A 20,583-nucleotide genomic window follows, 5' to 3' on the forward strand; every position below is an offset into this window, starting at 1 on the left:
CAGCATAGCCCAGCCGGGTCGCAGCGGCCCGGAGCGTCAGGGGCGTGGCGCGTTCTCAGCGCCGGGTGAAGCCATCGTCACTCCAGGCCTCGCTGCCCACGCCGTGGCGCACGAAGAACAGGCCGTCGGGGTCGTAATGACGCTTGGCCGCGGCCAGGCGCGGATAGTGGCTGCCCCAGAACGACGCCTGCCAGTCGCGCTCGAAGTAGTTGCTTTCGGACACGTACGACCCGGCACCTGGTGCGACCTTCAGCAAGGCGTCCATCGAGGCGTCGATGCGCCTGGCTTCCGAACGTGCATCGGCGAGGTCGGGGCTCGCGCCGGGCATCCCGGGGAAGGCGGGGCCGCTTTCGCCGCCGGTGATGGCCAGCGCGAAGGCGTCCAGCACCTGCGGGTTCGTGGCGGTGTCGCGCGATCGTTCCAACGCATCGGCCGGCGCGCCGGCGAGCCCCTTGTTGAAGTGCAGAGAAAATCCCCAGTGGCGCGTGGCGGCAAATACCGCGTCGGCCAGCGCGGCCTGCCGCTGTGGATCGAGCAGCGATTGCGGCAGCCAGGCGGAGCGATAGCCATGGATGAACTGGCCGACCTGTCCTTCGTCGCCCGCCCACAGCACGTGGTCACGCGGCGCGTCGGGACGGCGGTCGGGAACGATCAGCTGCGGCGCGTGCTGGCGGAAAAATTCCGCGTCCCAGAAATGCCGCGCAGGCAAGGCGATCACGTGGGGCTCTTCCTTGAAGCGGCAGTCCTTGCGCGCACGCACCCACGCGAAGAATGGCGCCCAGGTCTGCTCCGCCGTTTTCTGGTCCAGCCCCTGGAACACCATCGACAGGCGCAGCGCGTTGTCGCTGCGGAAGACCATCTGCTCGCCCCAGTGCGGATTGAACAGCGCCTCGCGGTAGAAGCGAATCGCCTCGGCGATGAGTGCGCGATAGGCGTCATCGGAATCCGCCTGGATCACGCCGAACACGGCACCGAACATCTCCGGCAGCTCGTGCGTGCGCAGCGTGAGCCGGGTGACCACGCCGAAGCTGCCGCCACCGCCGCCCTTGATGGCCCAGAACAGTTCCGGCTCCTGGCGTGCGTTGGCCACGCGCACCTTGCCATCCGCCGTCACCACTTCCGCCTCCAGCAGGCTGCCTGACGCCGTACCGAACCGCTTGGAAAAACTGCCGAATCCGCCGCTCTGCACCAGGCCGGCCACGCCCACCGTCATGCAGCCGCCACCCTGCACATAGCGGCCGGCTTCGGTGGTGACGGCGCCGTACGCATCCACCCACATGGCGCCCGCCTGCACCGTGACCGCCGGCAGCGGCGCCTGCAGCCCTTCGCAGCCCTGCGGGACGAATCGGTCATGCAGGCTCACCGCATTCATGTGGCGCGTCCAGATCAGCAGCGAATCAGGCGCATCCGACGTGCCCTGGTAGCTGTGGCCGCCACCCTTTACCACCAGGCGCAGATGGTGCTCGCGCGCGAAGTTCACGGCGGCGACCACGTCGGCTGTCGTCGTCGCAGCCACCGCGTAGGCACTGGGTCGCGAGGTCCAGGCATCGACCCAGCCGCTGGTCTGGGTGAGCGCGGCCGTGTCGCCGAGGTAGTAGGGATTCTTGATTTGGGCGAGCGCTTCCTCACGGGCGGCCGCGCTGGCTGCCGCATCGAAGGGCGACTGCACGCGTTCGAGGCGTCCGCCGACTGCGTGGCGCAGCTGTTCCCATTGCGCTTCGCTTGGCCAGCCCGGCTGGCCGGGGCGGACGCGCGCGCGCCAGGTGCCGACGGCTGCCATCGCCTCCCGGGCGAACGCGAGCGAGGGGGATGCCGCCCAGGGAATCAGGGGCAGCGTGAGTGCAGCCTTGAGCAGGTCGCGACGGCGCATGGTGGACTCCGGATCAGTCGGGATGCCGCCACTTTCCGCCGGCCGCGGCGAGGAACAAGCGCCAGGTGACGAGGTGAGGCGGCGCAGGGACGAAATGCGGGTGAGCAGGGACGGAGCGGAGCGAATGCCAAAGCGCCGAAGGCCTCGGTCAGCCTTGCCGTCGCGCGTTTGGCGATACCTGCCGCGGCCTCCATAATCGACAGCCTCCCGAAAGCCGCAAAGAGGATGACGAGAATGAAGTCACTGATCTGGCGCGTACTGGCCACCTTGCTCCTGCTCGGCCCGCTGTCGTCGGGCGCCATGGCGGACAGCGCGCCGCCCTCGCACTGGGCGCCCGACATCAACGCCTTCGTCGCCGCCGACCGCGAGCATCCGCCGGCACCACACGGCGTGCTGTTCATCGGCAGCTCGTCCATCCAGTACTGGAAGTCGCTGGCGCAGGATTTCCCCGGCATTCCGGTGATCAACCGTGGCTTCGGTGGCTCGGCGCTGCCCGACTCCACGTACTACGCCGACCGCATCGTGTGGCCATACAAGCCGAGCCTGATCGTGATGTATGCCGGCGACAACGACGTCAACGACGGCGCCACGGCGGACCAGGTGCTGGCTTCGTTCCAGACGTTCGTGGCGCGTGCGCGCGAAGGCGTCCCGGGCGTGCCCATCGTCTACATCTCGATCAAGCCGAGCATCGCGCGCCTGAAGTTATGGCCGACCATGAAGGCGGCCAACGACAAGATCCGCGACTGGGCTGCCACGCAGAAGGACGTGCGCTTCGTCGACATCGCGCCGGTGATGGTCGACGCGAACGGCAAGCCGCGTCCGGAACTGTTTCGCCCCGATGGCCTGCACATGGTGCCGGCCGGCTATGCGCTGTGGATCGCCGCGCTCAAGCCCGTGCTCGCCCAGTACGGCTTCGTTACCAAGCCCGTTCAGTAAACCAGCGCACGCGCCTGCACGAAGGCGAAGAAGAACACCGCGTTCGGATCGTTGCGCACGGCCTGCAATTCCTGCCGCATGCCCTCGACCGTCGCGGTGTCCACCTTGCCGGTGGCTACCAATTGCTCCGCCGCCGACAGCAGCAACTCCTCCCAGAACTCGATCATCTGCTTGCGCTTGCCGGGCTGGCGGTTGTCGAGATGGAAGCTCTTCACCTCGGTCTGCACGTCGCGATAGCCGCCGGCCAGCAGCAGGTTGCCGAGCTTGGCGCCGATGAACGGGTCGCCGCCGCTGTCGTACTGCAGGTCGTTGAACGCCATCCAGTAGCGCAGCAGGTTCGGTGAATATGGGTCGAGGAAGAACGACGAATTCAGCACCTCGGTCACGTAGACCACCGCGCCGGGGCTCAGCACGCGACGCAGTTCGCTCAGTACGCGTGCCGGGCTGGGCATGTGCTCCAGCACCCAGCACAGATAGGCCGCATCGAAACTGCGGTCGGGGAAGGGGAGGTCGGTGGCGTCGGCTTGCTGCAGCGTGTAGCGCGAGCTGCACCAGGCTGTCTGCGCGAGGTTCTGTTCAGCGGCGGCGAGCTGCGCTTCGGAGAGATCCACGCCCGTCACCTCCAGGTTCGGAAAACGCCGCAGCAGGATTTCCGTCTGCGCGCCCACGCCTGACCCAATCTCCAGCAGCCGCGTCGCTTCGCTGTAGTCGATGCGGCTGAACAGGATGGTCTCGAACATGCGGGCCTGCCGGATCAGCCGCGACTGCTCCTCGGCCGAGAAGCCGTGGATATAGGGAAACTCGCCGGTCACGATGCTGTTCACGGAGGCAGCCCCACCCCGGGCGCGTGGATCGGATGCCTCAACCTACGCGCCGGCGTGTGGATGGAAGGTCGCGATCAGCGCGCCGCCGGATGCGCGTGGATGAACGTCAGCAGGTCCGGCAGTGTCGGTGCATCGCCGCGCATCGGCCGTGACAGCGCGAGCAGCACGGCTTCGTGTCCCACGTCGGGATACAGCTTCAAGGTGACATCCTCGTGCCGCGCATCCATCGCCCGCGTCAGCGAGATGGCGTTGGAGGGCACGACCTCGCGGTCATCCACGCCTTGCAGCAACAGCATGGGCGGCTCGTTGCCCTGCACGTAGGACACCGGCTGCCCGCGGCGCTGTGCCTCGGGCGTGTCACCAAACGCAGCGATCATGTCCTCGTCGTCGTCCGGCACGGGCACGAAATCGTAGCAGCCGGCGAGGCCGATGAAACCAGCCAGGTCACGCGGACGCATGCCGGAGGCGGCCAGCCATTCCGGATCGGTGGCGAGCAGGGCGGCAATCTGGCCGCCTGCGGAATGGCCCATCACGAAGATGTCGTTCGCGGCGCCGCCGAATTCGTCGGCATGGGCATGCGCCCAGGCAACGGCGCTGGCGGCATCGCTCATGAAGCCATCCAGCGCCACCTTCGGCACCTTGCGGTAATCCGGTATCACCACCACCACGCCTTCAGCGGCCAGGGCCGATCCCACGAAGCGATACCAGGCGCGTTCGCCACGCGCCCAATCACCGCCGTAGAAGAACACCACGACCGGTGCGTGATTCGCCTGCGCGGGTGCGTACACGTCGAGAGCCAGCGCATGTTCTGTGTCGAACACCACGCCGTGTTGCTCGGTGATGCCGTGGTGCTGGTCGGTGGCATTGAGTCCCGCGAACAGCGTGGCTTCGCAGCCCGAGAGCAGCAGGCAGCTACAGGCCAGCAGCGGCACCAGTCGCGCCTTCCGGCACTTCACTTGGATCGACTGCATGAAGGGCATGGACCTGCCAATGGAAACCAAGCGTCATGATGCCCTGAGCGTTATCGCAAGGGGTTGCGATGCCCTTCGAGGCCGGCCCGGTCACGCCGCGAGGCGGATGCCTTCCTGCAGCGCGTCGAAGTAATCGCGGGTGAGCCGAAGCTGGTCGGCGGCAGTCTCGGCGCGATTCACCACCTCGCGGAACGCGGCGTTTTCCGGGCGATCCTTCGCATACCAGCCCAGGTGCTTGCGCGCGATGCGTACGCCCTGCAGCTCGCCATAGAACGCGTACAGCTGTTCCAGGTGATGCACGAGGATGTCACGCACGTCGGCGGGTGCCGGCTCGGGCAACGTTTCACCCGTGGCGAGGTAATGCGCGATCTCGCGGAAGATCCATGGGCGCCCTTGCGCGCCACGACCCACCATCACCGCATCGGCGCCGGTGACATCGAGCACGTGCTTCGCCTGCTTCGGCGTGAGCACGTCGCCGTTGGCGAGCACGGGAATGCGGACGGCTGCCTTCACGGCGGCGATCGTTTCGTATTCGGCCTCGCCTTCGTACTTGTCGGCGCGCGTGCGGCCGTGCACGGCGAGCGCGGCGATGCCGGCGTCCTCGGCGATCTTCGCGATGGTGAGCGCGTTCTTGTTCTGGCGATCCCAGCCGGTGCGGATCTTCAGCGTCACTGGCACGTCCACGGCATCGACCACGGCCTTCACGATGCGCGCGACCAGCGGCTCATCCTGCAGCAGGGCGGAACCGGACCACACGTTGCACACCTTCTTGGCCGGGCAGCCCATGTTGATGTCGACGATCTGCGCACCGTTGTCGGCGTTGTAGCGCGCGGCCTCGGCCAGCATCGTCGGGTCGTAACCGGCGATCTGCACGCTGACCGGTTCGGGCTCGCCCGCGTGGTCCATGCGTTGCCGCGACTTGCGTGTCTGCCACAGGCGGGGATCGGCATTGGTCATCTCGGACACGGCCAAGCCCGCGCCCAGCCGTTTGCACAGCAGGCGGAAAGGCTTGTCGGTGACACCGGCCATGGGCGCGAGCACCACGGGCGGGTCGATACGGTAGGGGCCGATCTGCATCCGGGTATTGTAGCGGGCCCCGGTTTGGCCCGGTGAATGCGGCTGGCAGGCTACCCTTGTAGGAGCGCACCCAGTGCGCGACCGCGGCGCTTGAGCGTTTCCTCTCCGTAGGCTTATCGCGCACTGGGTGCGCTCCTACAGAAAAACGGGGCTGGTCAGTGACTGGCTCTGGCTGCCAGCTGCTGCGCCTGCATCGGCTCATGCTTGTGCTTGAACAGCAGCATGAACAGCACCGCCACCACCAGCGAATAGGTCGCGAAGGTGATCCAGATGCCGTGCCAGTCCTTGCTCTGGTCCGGATGGGTGAAGAACGCCTCGATGATCACGCCGCTGATCGAGCTGCCCAACACCGCGCCGATGCCGTTGGTCATCAGCATGAACAGGCCCTGCGCGCTGGCACGGATCGACGGGTCGCTCTGGCCTTCCACGAACAAGGAGCCGGAGATGTTGAAGAAGTCGAACGCCATGCCATACACGATGCACGACAGCACGATCATCCACAGGCCCGAGCCCGGGTTGCCGTAGGCGAACAGGCCGAAGCGCAGCGTCCACGCCAGCATGCTGATCAGCATCACCGTCTTGATGCCGAAGCGGCGCAGGAAGAACGGAATGGCCAGGATGAACAGCGTTTCCGAGATCTGCGAGATCGACATGATGATGGCCGGATAACGCACCGCCACCAGCTCCTTGTACTCGCCCATCTGCGCGAAGTCGTGCAGGAAGGTGTCGCCATAGGCATTGGTGAGCTGCAGCGCCGCACCCAGCAGCATGGCGAAGATGAAGAAGATCGCCATGCGTGCTTCGCGGAACAGCTTGAACGAGGTGAGGCCGAACGTATCGAGCCACGACTGGTTCGCGCGGCGCTGGAAGCGCGGCGGGCAGGCCGGCAGCGTAAAGGCGTACAGCCCCAGCAACAGTGCCGCGCCGGACGCCACGTAGAACTGGCCCGAGGAAGTTTCCAGGCGAAGCAGGCTCACCGTCCACAGTGCGGCGATGAAGCCGACCGTGCCCCACACGCGGATCGGCGGGTAGTCCTTGACGATGTCCTTGCCGTCGCTCTTGAGGGCGTTGTAGGCCACTGCGATGGAGAGTGAGATGGTCGGCATGTAGAACATCATGTTGAGCAGCATCACCCAGAACATCAGGCTGGGCGACTGCACCATCGGCACGCAGAACAGCACGGCGGCGCCGCACAGGTGGAAGATGCCGTAGAGCTTCTCCGCATTGATGTACTTGTCCGCGATCACGCCCGCGATGGACGGCATGAACAGCGAGGCGATGCCCATGGTCGAGAAGATCGCGCCGAACTGCGCGCCCGACCAATGCTTGTCCTGGAACCAGTAGGCACCGATGGTGAGCAGCCACGACCCCCATACAAAGAATTGCAGGAAGTTCATGGCAATCAGGCGGAGTCGCAGGCTCATCAGCGTCGTCGTTGGTTCAAAAGCGGTGGAGTCGGTCCGGGAGGCACGCGTCTAGCGGCAGGCCGGGCCGAAGCCGGGCCTGTCTAGTAGAGGCGGAGATCCCCTGCACGGCCAAGGGTGTCCCGAGGACGTGTAAAAATAGCAGCCTAGAGGAACCACCGCTGTGGCGACAAGCTGCGGCGCCGCGAGAAAGTACGGTTCCGCCATCGTGGAGAGCGCCCGTGAACCTGTTCCTGACCATCGCCGTCGTGCACCTGGTGGCCCTGCTGAGCCCCGGCCCGGACTTCTTCTTCGTGTCGCAGACCGCCGTGAGCCGCACGCGCCGCCAGGCCATGTTCGGCGTCATCGGCATCACCCTGGGCGTGGTGGTGTGGTCGGCGCTGGCGCTGGCGGGCCTGCAACTGGTGCTGCAGCGGCTGGCCTGGCTGGAGCGGCTGATCAGCGTCGCCGGCGGCCTCTACCTCGCCTGGATGGGCGTGAAGATGCTGCGCGGCGCACTGCGCGCACCCGCCACGACGGCCGGCGAACCGCAGCAGGTGCTGCAGCAGAGTGACTGGGCCACACTGCGCGCGGGCTTGCTCACCAACCTGTCCAACCCGAAGGTGGTGATCTACTTCGGCAGCGTGTTTTCCGCCTTTCTGGGCGATGGCGTGAGCGCGGGCGCGCGCTGGGGCCTGTGGAGCATGGTGGTGGTGGAAACCTTGCTGTGGTTCACCGTGGTGGCCGGCGTGTTTGCCCTGCCTGCCATGCGCCGTGGCTACCTGCGCCTTTCGCGCTGGATCGATGGCCTAGCCGGCGCCGTGTTCGTGGCGTTCGGCCTCCACCTGATCTTTTCGAAGCGCGCGGTCTGAGCAAGGCCTGCCTTCTCTCGTAGGAGCGCACCCAGTGCGCGACCGCGGCGTTGCAGGGTTACCGCAACCCGGCGTCACCTGCGCGCGATAGGTTTATCGCGCACTGGGTGCGCTCCTACAGGGGAGGACTGTTCCGCCTCACTCCCAGCGATTCAGATGCGGGCCGAATTTTTCCCGTTGCGGACGGACCACGCAGAATCGATGGCCACTCGGCGCCTGCATCACCCACCAGCGATCGCGCACGAAGGCGATGCGCGTCGCTCCCAGCTGTTCCAGCCGTTCCACTTCCGCATCGAGATTGTCGGTTTCGATGTCCAGATGGACGCGGCTCTCATGTTCCACGCGCTGCAGCAGGATGATCGGCTCGTCCGCTTCGGTGACCAGTTCCGCATAGCGACCATCACCATCTTGGTCGACCGTGGCGATGCGCTTGTTGAGTGCGCGGCTCCAGAAGGTGGCAGCGTCCTTGAGGTCATCGACCTTGCAATCGATGACGACGGTGCACAGGCGGCTATGGTGCATGGTGGCGACTCCTGTCGTACGGCAATGGCGTCCGTATAGCCGTGCACCGGTCGAGGTGCCGTCAACATGGAAAGACGCTGGCGTTGCGACCATGCGCCTCTACGGTACGCGCAAAAACGCGTGTTAGCTTCCTCGGTCTCGGAAGGTGCAGGAAGCAGGGATGACCGATACGTTCGACGATCTGCAGACCAGCTATGGACGCTGCCTGCGCCATGGCGGATTCATCGCCCGCTTCTACGAGATCTTCATGGCGAGCCACCGGGATATCCCCGGCATGTTCAGCCATACCGATTTCAGCGTGCAGCACCTGGCCCTGCGTCGCGGCATCAGCGCCGCCATCGCGCATGCAGGTGGCAGCACGCTCACGCGACGTACGATGACCGAGATGGCGCAGGTGCACGGCCGCAAGGGCAGGGCGCCGGTGCCCCCGCATCTTTACCCGTATTGGTCCGACAGCCTGCTGCGGGCCATTGCCGAGCACGATCCGGAGTACGACTTCACGCTTGAGCAGCGCTGGCGCAAGGCGTTGGATCACACCACGTCGTACTTCATCCAGCACTACTGAGACTTCGGGTGTCCGCCATCGGACAGGAGCGACATTCCATGCGGCTTCGCCATAAGCAGCGGAACACGAGCCGAGTCGGACCCGAACGCCAGGCGTGAAGCGCGAGCTAGGCTCTCATGCCACGAAACATGATTTCCATCGAGGCCATGAAGAAGGCTCGAAATTCCGCTTCTTCGTAGCTGAAGCGACCTGCGCGGTACAGCGATACGAGGCCGTGCGCATGAGCCCACAGGGACATGGCGTAGTCGTATGGGTCGCCCTTCGCTAACAGTCCATCGCGTATACCCGCGGCCAGCGAGTCGACCATCACGTTGAAGGCCGGCGACTGCCTATCGCGGAAGTCCTCGGGATAGCGTCGCGCGTGCGGCTGCCTGGCACCGAATACGTAGTCGAACAAATGGGGGTGGGCGAGCGCGTAGTCCAGGTAGTACCCGAGCGGCGCATATTCCCGCTTTATGCCCTCGGACAGGCCCGAGGTGGCCCAGGCCGTGGCCACCTCGTGCGCCAGCTGGTTGTTCACGGCGCGCATGATCGCCGCCAGATCCTCGAAATGACGGTAGATGGCCATCGGCGTGATGCCGACCTCGGCTGCAATGCGTCGAATGGACACCGCCGGCGCACCCTCGTTTTCGATGAGGGTCCGGGTGGCCTTGAGGATCTTCTCCGACGTGGTCAGGCTCGGCACGTATACACCCGTATACAAAGAAACGGAATTCCTGCACGATTGTAAGGCGGGTCGGGGTTCCGACCAGGGACGCGCAGGGTCCCGCCATCATGTATTGGCTGCTGAGAGGATTCCGGGAAGATATGGTCTCGATGGTGGTAGCAGCGCGCGCCCTGGCCGTCGGGCGGGCTTTCGTCGAACTGGCTGACGAGGCCATCACGTACGGGAAGCTTCCGCAGGGGATGGCTTCAGGCATTGCGAAGGAAGCAAGCGAAACGGCGGCGTCCCTGCGAACGGCGCTTGCTCATGCGAACCCGCGATTGTCACCGAGCGCCCGTCGACTCATGGAGGGCTGCCTCGTTGATCTCGATGCACTCACTCAGTTGGCCGAATTGATCGTCAAGAAAGGCATCACGCCAAGCAATGCAGCCCACTATGCGCCTTCGGTTCGCTATACGGCGGGCGTGGTGATCGCGGCGGCCCTTGCGCTGGAATCGGCACTCGGCGAATCCGAGTAAGCCGGTTCGACGCCAACACCGGCGATAGATCGGTCCTGCCGATCTGCCTTGGGTGCTCGCACTCGGCCACAGCGCATCCTTACTGGCCGCGGAGCCCGCATCTGTCGCCTGCCGCCCCATGTCGTTGTAGCTAGTGCGGCAGCGTCGCCAAAACCCGGAGGCGAAAAAAAGCCCCGGGCGTGCCGGGGCTTTTCGTGGAGCGTCGAACCTCAGTTCGGCAGCGACAGATCGTCGAGCAGCGCCTTGAGGAAGCGCGCGGCTTCGCCACCGGTGGCGGCGCGATGGTCGAAGGTGAGCGAGATCGGCATGCGGCGATGCACTTCGATGCCGCCCATCACCGCCACCACGTCGTGGCTCAGCTTGCCCGCGCCGATGATGGCGACGCACGGCGGCACGACGACAGGCGTGGCGTAGCGGCCGGCGAACATGCCGAAGTTGGACAGGCTGATGGTGTAGCCCGAGAGCTCCGACGCCGGGATCGAACGATCTTCCACCGAGGTACGCAGGCGCTTGATCGCGGCGCGGATCCCAGCGCCGTCGAGCACGTCGGCGTTGCGCAGCGCGGGCACGAACAGGCCTTCTTCCGTATCGACGGCGATGCCGATGTCCACGTGCGGATGCAGCGTGCGGGTGAGGTTCTTGCCGTCGAACCAGGCGTTGAGCGCCGGCACGGCCTTGCAGGCGGCGACGATGGCGCGGATCAGGCGGGCGGTGATGTCCTGCTTGCCGATCCAGGCGTGCAGGTCGGCGTCATCGACCAGCGTGGTCGGCACCACGTTGGCGTGGGCCTCGGCCATCACGCGCGCCATGTTGCGGCGGACGCCCTTGAGCTGTTCCGGCTGGCCGCTGGCCTGCACGCTCGGCGGAGCCGTGCGCACCGGCTTGCCGGCGAGCGAGGTGGCCGTGCGAGCCGGTTCGGGTTCCGGCAGCTGCGGAGCAAGATGGCGACCGGCGGACGCCGGCACGGCAGCACGGGCCGGGGCAGCGCCCAGCGCGGCGGAACCGTTGGCGGCGGCGTTCTTCACGTCGGCCAGGGTGACCACGCCATCGGCGCCGGTCGGCTTCACGCGGGTGAGGTCGACCTTCAGCTTCTTGGCGAGTGCGCGCACCGCCGGCACGGCCTTCACGCCACCGACGCTGGAAGCCTGCTCCACGTGCACGTGGCTGCCTGAGATCATCGCGCCGACCACGGTGCCTTCGTCTTCACGATCGGCCGCGCCGTTGCTGTCGATCTCGCCGCCTTCGTCGGAAGCGACCACCTTCTTGCCCTGGTCCGGAGCCGGGCTGCCGGCACCCTTCTTCGGGCCGTGGTGATGGCCGGTGGATTCGGCTTCGGCACGCTGCTTGGCGTTCGGGTCGGGCTCGAACTCGGCCAGCGCGGAACCGGTTTCGATGATGTCGCCGGCGGCGCCATGCAGCTTGGTGACCTTGCCGGTATACGGCGAGGGCACGTCGACGACGGCCTTGGCGGTTTCCATCGACACCAGCGGGGCGTCGAGCTTGATGGTGTCGCCTTCCTTCACGTGCCACTCGACGATGGTTGCGTCGGGAAGGCCTTCGCCGAGGTCGGGCAGGTAGAAAGTCTTGATGTCGGCCATGGGGTTGGTTCCGGTAATCAGGCTTGAGTGTTTCGGTTTTTGAACGTCATCCCGGCGCAGGCCGGGATCCAGTAGCAGTGATGCACAGTCGTGGCGGAAGGTTATGCGTGCTTCGCACGACGTATTTGACTGGATTCCGGCCTACGCCGGAATGACGCTCCGTAGAAAAGGTTACGACGCCGCCAGCGTGCGCTTGGCGGCCTCCACCACGCGCTCGGTGCTCGGCAAGTACTTCATTTCCAGGCGGAACAACGGGATGTGCGTGTCGAAACCGGTGACGCGCTCGACCGGGGCCAGCAGGTCGTACAGGCATTCCTCGGCGATGCGCGCGGCGATTTCCGCGCCGAAGCCGGCGGTCTTCGGGGCTTCGTGCACGATCACGCAGCGGCCGGTCTTCTGCACCGACTCGGCGATGGTGTCGAAGTCCAGCGGGGTCAGCGTGGCCACGTCGATCACTTCGGCGCTGATGCCGTCGGCGGCGAGCTCGTCGGCGGCTTCCAGTGCTTCCTTCACCTGGGCGCCCCAGGTAACGATGGTGACGTCGGTGCCGTCGCGCAGCACGAAGCACACGTCCAGCGGCAGTGCCTCGCCGTCATCGGGCACTTCTTCCTTGTACTGGCGGTAGATGCGCTTGGGCTCGAAGAACATCACCGGGTCCGGATCGCGGATCGCGGCGAGCAGCAGGCCGTAGGCACGCGCCGGCGACGACGGCATCACCACGCGCAGGCCGGGGATATTGGTGAACAGGTGCTCGTTCGCTTCCGAATGATGCTCCGGCGCGCGGATGCCGCCGCCCCACGGGGCGCGCCACACGGCCGGCACGGTGATGCGGCCGCGCGTGCGGTTGCGCAGGCGCGCGGCGTGGCAGGCGATCTGCTCCATCATCGGGTAGATGAAGCCTTCGAACTGCGCCTCGGCCACCGGCTTCATGCCCTGTGCGGCGAGGCCCACGGTGACGCCGGCAATGGTGGTTTCGTCCAGCGGCGTGTCGAGCACGCGCAGCTCGCCGAATTTTTCCTGCAGGCCCTGGGTGGCGCGGAACACGCCGCCGTTGACGCCGACGTCTTCGCCCAGCACCACGACGCTGTCGTCGTGCGCCATTTCATAGGCAAGCGCCTGGGTGACGGCTTCGATGAGAGTGATCTGTGCCATGGCTTAGTGGGCCTTCTTGTCGAGCTGGAGTGCGAGGTCGCGCTGCTTGGCGAGGTCGGCGGGGACGTCGGCGAAGGTGTAGTCGAACATCGCTGTGACCGGCTGCGTCTTGGTCTCGAGGTAGGCGTTCACCTCGTTGTCCATCCACTCGTCGCACTCGTTCTTCCAGGCCTCTTCCTTGGCGTCGTCCCACACGCCCTTGGCCACGAGCCAGGCGCGCAGGCGCTTCATTGGCTCCTTCGCCCAGGCGTCCTTCACTTCCTGCTCGCCGCGGTAGCGGCGGGCGTCGTCGGCGGTGGTGTGGTCGCTCAAGCGATAGGTCACCAGTTCCAGCACGCTGCCGCCCTCGCCGTTGCGTGCGCGGTCCAGGGCATCACCCATGGCCTTGCGCACGGCGATGATGTCGTTGCCGTCCACCTGGATGCAGTACAGGCCGGCCGCGATGCCCTTCTGCGCGAGCGTCGGGGCGCCCGACTGGATCTTGCGCGGCACCGAGATGGCCCACTGGTTGTTTACGATCACGGCGACCAGCGGCAGGTTCTGCGCGCCGGCGATGTTGATGGCGCCGTAGAAGTCGCCCTTGGATGAACCACCGTCACCGATGGTGCACACGGCCACGCGCTTTTCGTTGCGGATCTTGAACGCCAGCGCGGAGCCGGCGGCATGCAGGCATTGCGTGGCGATCGGCACCGACCAGGCGAAGTCGTGGCGCGCCGGTTCCTTCTGGTAGTCATTGCCGCGCTCGTCGCCGCCCCAGTACATGTACACCTCGCGCGGTTGCACGCCGCGGTAGAGCTGCGCACCGTATTCGCGATAGCTCGGCGCGAACACGTCTTCGGGCTTCATGGCGCTGCCGATGCCCACGTGGGCGGCCTCGTGGCCCAGGCAGCTGGCATAGGTGCCCAGCTTGCCGGTGCGCTGAAGGGCGACCGACTTGGCGTCGAACACGCGGGTCGACATCATCAGCTTGTACAGCTCGACCATGTGGTCGAGGTCATTGGCGAAGGCAGGCAGGTCGTCACGGACCTGCTTGCCTTCCGCATCGAGATACTGCAGGTATTCGATTTCGAACTTGGCGGCGATGGACACAACTCGCTCCCGGAGAGAGTTAATGGAGATCTGGGATGCTGGAAGCGGCGGCCCATCCAGTGGGGCCAGCAGCGGACAAGCGCTTGTTCAAGCTTTCGGCGCGGGCCGCGCCGAGGCCTTGAACAGGCTCTAAAGCCCTGAGCAAGACCAAAATTGTTACAGGGGGCCATGTTGCGCCGCAAGGCACGGTGCAGCATGCGCCCTCGTACGGGGCCGGCCTTCACACGGGTTACCATGCGACTTTTCCGCACCCGGATCGACATGACCGAGAACCAGCGCGACCTTGAGGCCGGTATCGAACTCGACCTGAACGGGCGACTGACCTACGGCGGCTACCTGCGGCTGGACCAGCTGCTTACCGCGCAGCACCCCCTGAGCGACCCGCCGCACCACGACGAGATGCTGTTCATCGTGCAGCACCAGGTGGCGGAGCTGTGGATGAAGCTGATCATCCACGAACTGAAGGCCGCCATCGCCAGCCTGCGCCGCGACGACCTCGACCCGTGCCTGAAGATCCTGGCGCGCGTGAAGCAAGTTCAGCGACAGCTGTTCGAGCAGTGGGGCGTGCTGGAAACGCTGACCCCATCGGAATACCTGGAGTTTCGCGGCGTGCTTGGCTCCTCGTCGGGCTTCCAGTCGCTGCAGTACCGCACCATCGAGTTCCTGCTCGGCAACAAGAACGCGCAGATGCTGCAGGTGTTTGCGTACGACGAGGCGGCGCAGGCCGATCTGAGAGCCGTGCTGGAAGCGCCCAGCCTGTACGACGAATTCCTCATGTATCTCGCGCGCCGCGGTCATGCGGTGCCCGCCGAATTGACCGACCGCGACTGGTCGCAGCCGTACAAGCGGCATGCGGATCTGCTTCCGGTGCTCAAGCGCATCTACGAGAACCGTTCGACGTATTGGCCCGAGTACCACATGTGCGAGCAACTGGTGGATATGGAAGGCAGTTTCCAGCTCTGGCGTTTCCGCCATATGAAAACCGTAGAACGGATCATCGGACACCGTCGCGGTACGGGTGGTTCCTCCGGCGTGGCTTTCCTCAAGAAAGCGCTGGAACTGGAGTTTTTCCCGGAACTGCTCGACGTGCGCACGGAGCTGGGCAGCTGAGCCATTCCTTTCGTTTCGCGGCGCATCGACGCCAACACTTGCGAATCATCACCCGATCGGCGGGTTGCGCCGGTCTGCTCTGAAGGGGCCTGCATGAGCAACACCGCTGAAACCGCACCCGCGACGGTGCCCGATTTCCCGCAGACGATGGGGCATCCGCGCCCGCTGTGGATGCTGTTCATGACGGAGTTCTGGGAGCGCTTCGCGTTCTACAGCGTGAGCTGGGCGCTGGCGCTGTACATCGTGGCGCACTTCTTCAACGGCGACCCGGCCGGCGAGGCCTGGGCCAGCAAGATCTACGGCGCGTATACCGCGCTGATCTACGCCACCAGCATCTTCGGCGGCTACGTGGCCGACAAGGTCATCGGCTACCAGCGTTCGATCCTGATCGGCGCGGCGGTGATGGCCCTTGGCCTGTTCGTGGTGATGCTGCCGAGCAAGGACATCTTCCTGTTTGGCCTGGCGATGGTCGTGGTCGGCAACGGCCTGTTCAAGCCGAACATCTCCTCGATGGTCGGCCAGCTCTACGGCCCGAAGGACGAGCGCCGCGACCGCGGTTTCACCCTGTTCTACATGGGCATCAACGGCGGTGCGTTGCTGGCGCCGCTGCTCACCGGCTGGCTGGCCAGCTATTTCACCGATACGCCGACGCAGGAGAACTATCGCATCGTGTTCGGCGCCGCCGGCGTGGGCATGGCGCTCAGCCTGTTCTGGTTCTGGTTCGGCCGACGCGGGTTGAAGAGCGTCGGCCGGCCCGCGCCCGATCAGGCGAACCGCATGCGCGTGGTGTGGGTGCTGGTGGCCGTGGCGGTCGCGGTGCCGCTGGTGTACCTGTTGCTGGCGTTCATCGGCGCGAATGGCCTGCAGTGGCTGCTGAGCCTGCTGTTCGTCGGTGTGGCCGCGATGCTGGTGGTGGAGGCTGCGCGACATGATCGCGTGCAGCTCGACCGCGTGATCGCGATGCTGATCATCTTCGCGTTCAACATCCTGTTCTGGATGATGTACTTCCAGCTCGGCACCTCGTTCAACTTCCTTGCGGCGAACATGGTCGACCGCGAGATGTTCGGCGGCTGGATGTTCCCGGTGGGCTGGTTCCAGTCGGTGAGTCCGGTCGCGATCATCGTGCTGGCACCGCTGGTGACGCAGGTATGGGCGCTGCTGGCGCGCCGCCACAAGGAGCCGTCGATCCCGCGCAAGTTCGGCCTGGGCCTGGTGTTCAACGGCCTCGGCTTCACGGCGTTGATGTACGCGCTGACCTATTCGGTCGACAGCCATGGGCTGATCCCGTTCTGGCCGCTGACGGCCTGCTACGTGCTGCAGACCATCGGTGAACTATGCCTGTCGCCGATCGGCCTCTCGATGGTGACCAAGCTTGCGCCGCCGCGCGTGGTGGGCGTCGCCATGGGCGGCTGGTTCCTGTCGATGGCGGTGGGCGGCAACCTGTCGGGCCTGCTGGCGGGCCAGATCAGCGGCGACAGCGGCATGACGGCTGCCTCGGCGCTGGCCGGCTTCACCTTCAGTTTCTGGTTGCTGGCCGGTGCCGGCGTGCTGCTGCTGCTGATTTCGCCGCTGATCAACCGCCTGATGCACGGCGTGCGCTAAGCGAAGAGCGCCACGGCCTCCCTTTCCGTGGCGCTTTTTACGAATTCGTAAAATGTTGCGGTGCATTTGACGGGCTCGGCTCAGGCCGGTTACATCTCCCGTTGGCTTCAACCGGTCCGCACGCGACGTGCCGACCCGCACCCAACAGGGGAACGCATGACCTATCCCACCTCGACCGGCACGACGTCGGCGCCCGATTACCCGCAGACCATGGGCCATCCGCGTCCGTTGTGGATGCTGTTCATGACCGAGTTCTGGGAGCGCTTCGCCTTCTATGGCATGCGCTGGGCGCTCACGCTGTACATCGTGGCGGAGTTCTTCAACAACGATCCGTCGGGACAGGGTTTCGCCAGCCGCACCTACGGCGCGTATCTCGCGCTGGTCTATGCGGCGGCGGTGTTCGGCGGCTATGTCGCCGATCGCATCATCGGCTACCAGCGATCGATCCTGGTCGGCGCCATCGTGATGTCGGCCGGCCTGTTCATGATCATGGTGCCGAACGAGCAGGTATTTCTCCTTGGCCTGTCCACGGTGATCGTGGGCAACGGCCTGTTCAAGCCGAACATTTCCTCGATGGTGGGCCAGCTCTACGGCGTGGGCGATGCGCGCCGCGACCGCGGCTTCACCCTGTTCTACATGGGCATCAACGCCGGCGCGCTGGTGTCGCCGCTGGTCACCGGCTGGATGGCGAGCTACTTCACCGACACCCCGATGCAGCAGAACTATAAGCTGGTGTTCCTGGCATCGGGCATCGGCATGCTGATCAGCCTGCTGTGGTTCTGGATTGGCCGCCGCCAGCTCAAGGGCGTGGGCCGTCCGACGCCGGAGCAGGCCAACCGGATGCGCGTGGTCTACGTGTTCATCGGCTGCGTGCTCGCCATTCCGCTGGTGTACCTGGTGATGGCCAAGGCGGGCGCGGTGGTGCTGCAGTGGATGCTGAGCGTGCTGTTCGTCGGCCTCTCGCTGCTGCTGCTGGTCGAAGGCATCCGCGAGGGCAAGGTGCAGCGCAACCGCGTGATCGCGATGCTGATCATCTTCGTGTTCAACGTGCTGTTCTGGATGTTCTACGAACAGGCCGGCAGCTCGTTCAACTTCCTCGCGCAGAACATCGTGGACCGCCAGATGTTCGGCGGCTGGGAGTTCCCGGTGGGCTGGTTCCAGTCGGTCGCGCCGCTGTCGCTGGTGCTGCTGGCGCCGTTCGTGTCGATCGCCTGGGGCTGGCTGGACAAGCGCAACATGGAGCCGTCCATCCCGCGCAAGTTCGGCCTGGGGCTGCTCGGCAACGCGCTGGCCTTCGTGGTGCTGATGTATGCGCTGTCCAGCCTGGTCGACAGCCGCCACCTGATCCCGTTCTGGCCGCTGGTGGTGGTCTACGTGCTGCAGACGCTGGGCGAGCTGTGCCTGTCGCCGATCGGCCTCTCCATGGTGACCAAGCTGGCGCCGGTGCGCCTGGTCGGCTTCGCCATGGGCGGCTGGTTCCTCTCCACCGGCATCGGCAACAACCTTTCGGGCATCTTCGCCGGCCACGTCAGCGGCGAAACCGGCATGACCGTCGCCTCCGCGCTCAGCGGCTTCACCTTCAGTTTCTGGCTGCTGGCAGGCGCCGGCGCGCTGCTGTTCCTGATCGCACCGCTGATCAACCGGCTGATGCACGGCGTGAAGTAACGAGCCGGGAAGCGCGCTCCCAGCCGCTTCCCGATTACTTCGGCTCGATCGCCTGCAACTTGTCCAGGATGCGCACCAGCCAGGTGCGCTCCTCGTCGTCGAGCTTCTCCAGCAGGTTGCGCTCGTGCGCCCGCGCCATCGGCGCCACCACCTCATGGATCGCCCAACCGGCCTCGCTCAGGCCCAGCACCGAGCGGCGCTTGTCGCCGTCGTGGGTGGCACGGGTGACCCAACCGGCCTCGACCAGTTTGGCCAGGGCCCGGCTCACCGCCACCTTGTCCATCAGGGTGCGTTCGGCCACTTCACGGGCCGACAGGCCGTCAAAGCGGGCCAGCACGGCCATCACGCGCCACTCCGTCATGCTCAGGTCGAAGCGCCGCTGGTAATCGTCGGCGATGGCCTGGCTGACCGCGTTGGAAAGGATGGAGAGCCTGTAGGGAAGGAAGTGCTCCAGCTCCAGCGGGGCATGGTCGGGGTGGCGTTCTTCGGACACTGATGCGATGCTCCTTGCAACTGGTTTCATATGTAACTATAACGTCAGGATTATGAGGATGGTCGCACGCTTGGCGTAGGGCCATTGAGCATTAGTCGATCAGGAGATTCCCATGAGCGCGCAGCCCAATCTTGGCATGCAGGTCACCACCTTCGAAAACCCCATGGGCATCAACGGCTTTGAGTTCGTCGAGTTTGCCGCCCCGGCGGGTTGTGGGCAGGAGCTGCATGACCTGTTCAAGAGCATGGGGTTCAGTGCCGTGCTCAAGCACAAGAGCCGCCCGATCACGGTCTACCGCCAGGGCGACGTGAACCTGCTGGTCAACGAAGATCCCGATTCCTTCGCCGCCGAATTCGCCAAGGCGCATGGGCCGTGCGCAGCCGGCTTTGCCATCCGCTTCCGCAAGCCTGCCGACGAGGTGCGCGCCACCGTGCTCGGCAATGGCGGCGAGGCGATGAGCGAAAAGGCCGAGGCCACCAAGGCGATCAACGCACCGGTGGTGAAGGGCATCGGCGACTGCATGCTTTACCTGGTGGACCGCTACGGCGATGGCGGCAACATCTATGGCGACGACTACGCGCCGATCCCGGGGGCCGACCAGAACCCGAAGGGTTTCGGCCTGACCTTCATCGACCACCTCACGCATAACCTCTACTTCGGCAATATGCAGAAGTGGTCGGACTACTACGAGCGCCTGTTCAACTTCCGCGAGATCCGCTACTTCGACATCAAGGGTGCCAAGACCGGCCTGGTGTCCAAGGCGATGACCGCGCCGGACGGCATCGTGCGCATCCCGCTCAACGAATCGAGCGATCCGAAGTCGCAGATCAACGAATACCTCGACGCCTATCACGGCGAAGGCATCCAGCACATCGCGCTGTTCACCGACAACATCTACGACACGGTGGAAGCGATGCGCGCGCAGGGCGTGGAATTCCTCGACACGCCGGACACCTACTTCGACGTGATCGACATGCGCATCCCGAACCATGGCGAGGACGTGCCGCGCCTGGCGAAGAACAAGATCCTGATCGACGCCGACCCGGAGACCAAGCAGCGCAAGCTGCTGCAGATCTTCACGCAGAACAACATCGGCCCGATCTTCTTCGAGATCATCCAGCGCAAGGGCAACGAGGGCTTCGGCGAAGGCAACTTCCAGGCGCTGTTCGAGTCGATCGAACGCGACCAGATGAAGCGCGGCGTGCTGTAACGCTTTTGCTCTAAAGCCCCTCTCCCCTTGGGAGAGGGGTTGGGGAGAGGGTGCGGAGATGCGAGGAGGCAGGAAGCCACCGTTGCCAACCAGAACGCGCGGTCATGCGCGCGAACTTCGGCATTCAAGTACGGAAGCCGAACAGCGCCTCTGGCTACACCTTCGGGCTGGACGCTTGAACGGCCTGAAATTCCGCAGGCAGCATCCCCTCCCTCCCTACGTAGCGGATTTTTACTGCGAGTCGGTGAGGCTGGTGATCGAGCTCGACGGTTCGCAGCACAACGAGGGCGTGGACGAAACCCGCACTCGTTTTCTTGAATCGCTTGGCCTCAAGGTCCTGCGTTATTGGGACAATGAGGTTCTGCAACAAACGGCTGCGGTGCTCGAGGCTATCCTTGGCGCCGCGCAAGACCGCACCCTCTCCCCAACCCCTCTCCCGGAG

Annotated in this window: 19 protein-coding genes and 1 pseudogene; 9 read left to right on the forward strand and 11 right to left on the reverse strand. The window is 65.3% G+C overall.

The window, feature by feature from the left end; genetic code table 11:
- Positions 1–55: 55 nt before the first annotated feature.
- A complete protein-coding gene (locus CA260_RS03095) occupies positions 56–1,870 on the reverse strand; it encodes an FAD-binding oxidoreductase (protein ID WP_111980973.1) in 1,815 nt (604 codons plus the stop codon).
- Between the two features lie 234 nt (positions 1,871–2,104).
- Between CA260_RS03095 and CA260_RS03100 the strand changes: the two genes are divergently transcribed.
- The gene (locus CA260_RS03100; protein WP_111980974.1) at positions 2,105–2,806 is read left to right on the forward strand and encodes an SGNH/GDSL hydrolase family protein; all 702 of its coding nucleotides are present in this window, start codon (positions 2,105–2,107) and stop codon (positions 2,804–2,806) included.
- Here the strand turns inward: CA260_RS03100 and CA260_RS03105 are convergent.
- From CA260_RS03105 to CA260_RS03120, 4 genes are all read right to left on the reverse strand, one after another.
- A complete protein-coding gene (locus tag CA260_RS03105; protein WP_111982976.1) occupies positions 2,800–3,621 on the reverse strand; it encodes a class I SAM-dependent methyltransferase in 822 nt (273 codons plus the stop codon). The genes CA260_RS03100 and CA260_RS03105 overlap by 7 nt on opposite strands.
- 83 nt (positions 3,622–3,704) lie before the next feature.
- Positions 3,705–4,601 carry an alpha/beta hydrolase gene (locus CA260_RS03110; protein ID WP_238149594.1) on the reverse strand — a complete coding sequence of 299 codons (897 nt, stop codon included), beginning with the start codon at positions 4,599–4,601 and terminating at the stop codon, positions 3,705–3,707.
- A 90-nt stretch (positions 4,602–4,691) separates the two neighbouring features.
- Positions 4,692–5,678 carry a tRNA dihydrouridine synthase DusB gene (gene dusB / locus CA260_RS03115; RefSeq protein WP_111980976.1) on the reverse strand — a complete coding sequence of 329 codons (987 nt, stop codon included), beginning with the start codon at positions 5,676–5,678 and terminating at the stop codon, positions 4,692–4,694.
- A gap of 155 nt (positions 5,679–5,833) precedes the next feature.
- The gene (locus tag CA260_RS03120; RefSeq protein WP_111980977.1) at positions 5,834–7,102 is read right to left on the reverse strand and encodes a nucleoside permease; all 1,269 of its coding nucleotides are present in this window, start codon (positions 7,100–7,102) and stop codon (positions 5,834–5,836) included.
- Positions 7,103–7,323: 221 nt separating this feature from the next.
- On the opposite strand from CA260_RS03120, the gene rhtC reads away from it, so the two are divergent.
- Positions 7,324–7,953 (forward strand): threonine export protein RhtC, encoded by a 630-nt coding sequence (gene rhtC / locus CA260_RS03125; RefSeq protein ID WP_111980978.1) that lies wholly within the window; start codon positions 7,324–7,326, stop codon positions 7,951–7,953.
- A 138-nt stretch (positions 7,954–8,091) separates the two neighbouring features.
- Here rhtC and CA260_RS03130 read toward each other — a convergent pair whose 3' ends face one another.
- Positions 8,092–8,475, reverse strand: a complete 384-nt coding sequence (locus tag CA260_RS03130; RefSeq protein ID WP_111980979.1) for a VOC family protein — start codon at positions 8,473–8,475, stop codon at positions 8,092–8,094.
- 160 nt (positions 8,476–8,635) lie between these two features.
- Between CA260_RS03130 and CA260_RS03135 the strand changes: the two genes are divergently transcribed.
- Positions 8,636–9,040 (forward strand): globin, encoded by a 405-nt coding sequence (locus CA260_RS03135; RefSeq protein ID WP_111980980.1) that lies wholly within the window; start codon positions 8,636–8,638, stop codon positions 9,038–9,040.
- A gap of 106 nt (positions 9,041–9,146) precedes the next feature.
- On the opposite strand, the gene CA260_RS03140 is transcribed toward CA260_RS03135, so the two are convergent.
- Positions 9,147–9,725, reverse strand: a complete 579-nt coding sequence (locus CA260_RS03140) for a TetR/AcrR family transcriptional regulator (protein ID WP_111982977.1) — start codon at positions 9,723–9,725, stop codon at positions 9,147–9,149.
- An 89-nt stretch (positions 9,726–9,814) separates the two neighbouring features.
- Here CA260_RS03140 and CA260_RS03145 point away from each other — a divergent pair, with 89 nt between their 5' ends.
- A complete protein-coding gene (locus CA260_RS03145) occupies positions 9,815–10,222 on the forward strand; it encodes a hypothetical protein (RefSeq protein ID WP_146745274.1) in 408 nt (135 codons plus the stop codon).
- A gap of 209 nt (positions 10,223–10,431) precedes the next feature.
- Here CA260_RS03145 and CA260_RS03150 read toward each other — a convergent pair whose 3' ends face one another.
- The 3 genes from CA260_RS03150 to pdhA all read right to left on the reverse strand — a co-directional run bounded on the left by CA260_RS03150 (position 10,432) and on the right by pdhA (position 14,061).
- Entirely contained in the window at positions 10,432–11,820 is a 1,389-nt protein-coding gene (locus tag CA260_RS03150; protein ID WP_111980982.1) for a dihydrolipoamide acetyltransferase family protein, read from the reverse strand.
- 171 nt (positions 11,821–11,991) lie between these two features.
- The gene (locus tag CA260_RS03155) at positions 11,992–12,972 is read right to left on the reverse strand and encodes an alpha-ketoacid dehydrogenase subunit beta (RefSeq protein ID WP_038615039.1); all 981 of its coding nucleotides are present in this window, start codon (positions 12,970–12,972) and stop codon (positions 11,992–11,994) included.
- Positions 12,973–12,975: 3 nt separating this feature from the next.
- Complete coding sequence (gene pdhA / locus CA260_RS03160; protein ID WP_111980983.1) at positions 12,976–14,061, reverse strand: pyruvate dehydrogenase (acetyl-transferring) E1 component subunit alpha; 1,086 nt, start codon at positions 14,059–14,061, stop codon at positions 12,976–12,978.
- A gap of 261 nt (positions 14,062–14,322) precedes the next feature.
- Between pdhA and CA260_RS03165 the strand changes: the two genes are divergently transcribed.
- From CA260_RS03165 to CA260_RS03175, 3 genes are all read left to right on the forward strand, one after another.
- A complete protein-coding gene (locus tag CA260_RS03165; protein ID WP_111980984.1) occupies positions 14,323–15,171 on the forward strand; it encodes a tryptophan 2,3-dioxygenase in 849 nt (282 codons plus the stop codon).
- 93 nt (positions 15,172–15,264) lie between these two features.
- Entirely contained in the window at positions 15,265–16,773 is a 1,509-nt protein-coding gene (locus CA260_RS03170; RefSeq protein WP_111980985.1) for a peptide MFS transporter, read from the forward strand.
- 156 nt (positions 16,774–16,929) lie between these two features.
- Positions 16,930–18,438 (forward strand): peptide MFS transporter, encoded by a 1,509-nt coding sequence (locus CA260_RS03175; RefSeq protein ID WP_111980986.1) that lies wholly within the window; start codon positions 16,930–16,932, stop codon positions 18,436–18,438.
- Positions 18,439–18,472: 34 nt separating this feature from the next.
- Here CA260_RS03175 and CA260_RS03180 read toward each other — a convergent pair whose 3' ends face one another.
- On the reverse strand, positions 18,473–18,961 hold the full coding sequence (locus CA260_RS03180; protein ID WP_111980987.1) for a MarR family winged helix-turn-helix transcriptional regulator: 489 nt from the start codon (positions 18,959–18,961) through the stop codon (positions 18,473–18,475).
- A gap of 82 nt (positions 18,962–19,043) precedes the next feature.
- On the opposite strand from CA260_RS03180, the gene hppD reads away from it, so the two are divergent.
- Together hppD and CA260_RS21260 are read left to right on the forward strand one after the other, a co-directional pair.
- Positions 19,044–20,141: a 4-hydroxyphenylpyruvate dioxygenase gene (gene hppD, locus CA260_RS03185; protein WP_111980988.1), complete on the forward strand. Its 1,098-nt coding sequence runs from the start codon at positions 19,044–19,046 to the stop codon at positions 20,139–20,141.
- Positions 20,142–20,199: 58 nt separating this feature from the next.
- Positions 20,200–20,481 (forward strand): annotated as a pseudogene (locus CA260_RS21260) (endonuclease domain-containing protein); the annotation flags it as partial.
- Between the last annotated feature and the right edge of the window lie 102 nt (positions 20,482–20,583).

The organism is Dyella jiangningensis, from assembly GCF_003264855.1.
GTDB classification, from domain to species: Bacteria; Pseudomonadota; Gammaproteobacteria; order Xanthomonadales; family Rhodanobacteraceae; genus Dyella; species Dyella jiangningensis_C.

What these genes read in the sequence shown, in the direction of transcription:
- CA260_RS03095 (WP_111980973.1), bottom strand. Translation starts at nt 1,870, where the DNA reads ATGCGCCGTCGCGACCTGCTCAAGGCTGCACTCACGCTGCCCCTGATT.
- CA260_RS03100 (WP_111980974.1), top strand. Translation starts at nt 2,105, where the DNA reads ATGAAGTCACTGATCTGGCGCGTACTGGCCACCTTGCTCCTGCTCGGC.
- CA260_RS03110 (WP_238149594.1), bottom strand. Translation starts at nt 4,601, where the DNA reads ATGCAGTCGATCCAAGTGAAGTGCCGGAAGGCGCGACTGGTGCCGCTG.
- dusB (WP_111980976.1), bottom strand. Translation starts at nt 5,678, where the DNA reads ATGCAGATCGGCCCCTACCGTATCGACCCGCCCGTGGTGCTCGCGCCC.
- CA260_RS03120 (WP_111980977.1), bottom strand. Translation starts at nt 7,102, where the DNA reads ATGAGCCTGCGACTCCGCCTGATTGCCATGAACTTCCTGCAATTCTTT.
- CA260_RS03130 (WP_111980979.1), bottom strand. Translation starts at nt 8,475, where the DNA reads ATGCACCATAGCCGCCTGTGCACCGTCGTCATCGATTGCAAGGTCGAT.
- CA260_RS03135 (WP_111980980.1), top strand. Translation starts at nt 8,636, where the DNA reads ATGACCGATACGTTCGACGATCTGCAGACCAGCTATGGACGCTGCCTG.
- CA260_RS03145 (WP_146745274.1), top strand. Translation starts at nt 9,815, where the DNA reads ATGTATTGGCTGCTGAGAGGATTCCGGGAAGATATGGTCTCGATGGTG.
- CA260_RS03150 (WP_111980982.1), bottom strand. Translation starts at nt 11,820, where the DNA reads ATGGCCGACATCAAGACTTTCTACCTGCCCGACCTCGGCGAAGGCCTT.
- CA260_RS03155 (WP_038615039.1), bottom strand. Translation starts at nt 12,972, where the DNA reads ATGGCACAGATCACTCTCATCGAAGCCGTCACCCAGGCGCTTGCCTAT.
- CA260_RS03165 (WP_111980984.1), top strand. Translation starts at nt 14,323, where the DNA reads ATGACCGAGAACCAGCGCGACCTTGAGGCCGGTATCGAACTCGACCTG.
- CA260_RS03170 (WP_111980985.1), top strand. Translation starts at nt 15,265, where the DNA reads ATGAGCAACACCGCTGAAACCGCACCCGCGACGGTGCCCGATTTCCCG.
- CA260_RS03175 (WP_111980986.1), top strand. Translation starts at nt 16,930, where the DNA reads ATGACCTATCCCACCTCGACCGGCACGACGTCGGCGCCCGATTACCCG.
- CA260_RS03180 (WP_111980987.1), bottom strand. Translation starts at nt 18,961, where the DNA reads ATGAAACCAGTTGCAAGGAGCATCGCATCAGTGTCCGAAGAACGCCAC.
- hppD (WP_111980988.1), top strand. Translation starts at nt 19,044, where the DNA reads ATGAGCGCGCAGCCCAATCTTGGCATGCAGGTCACCACCTTCGAAAAC.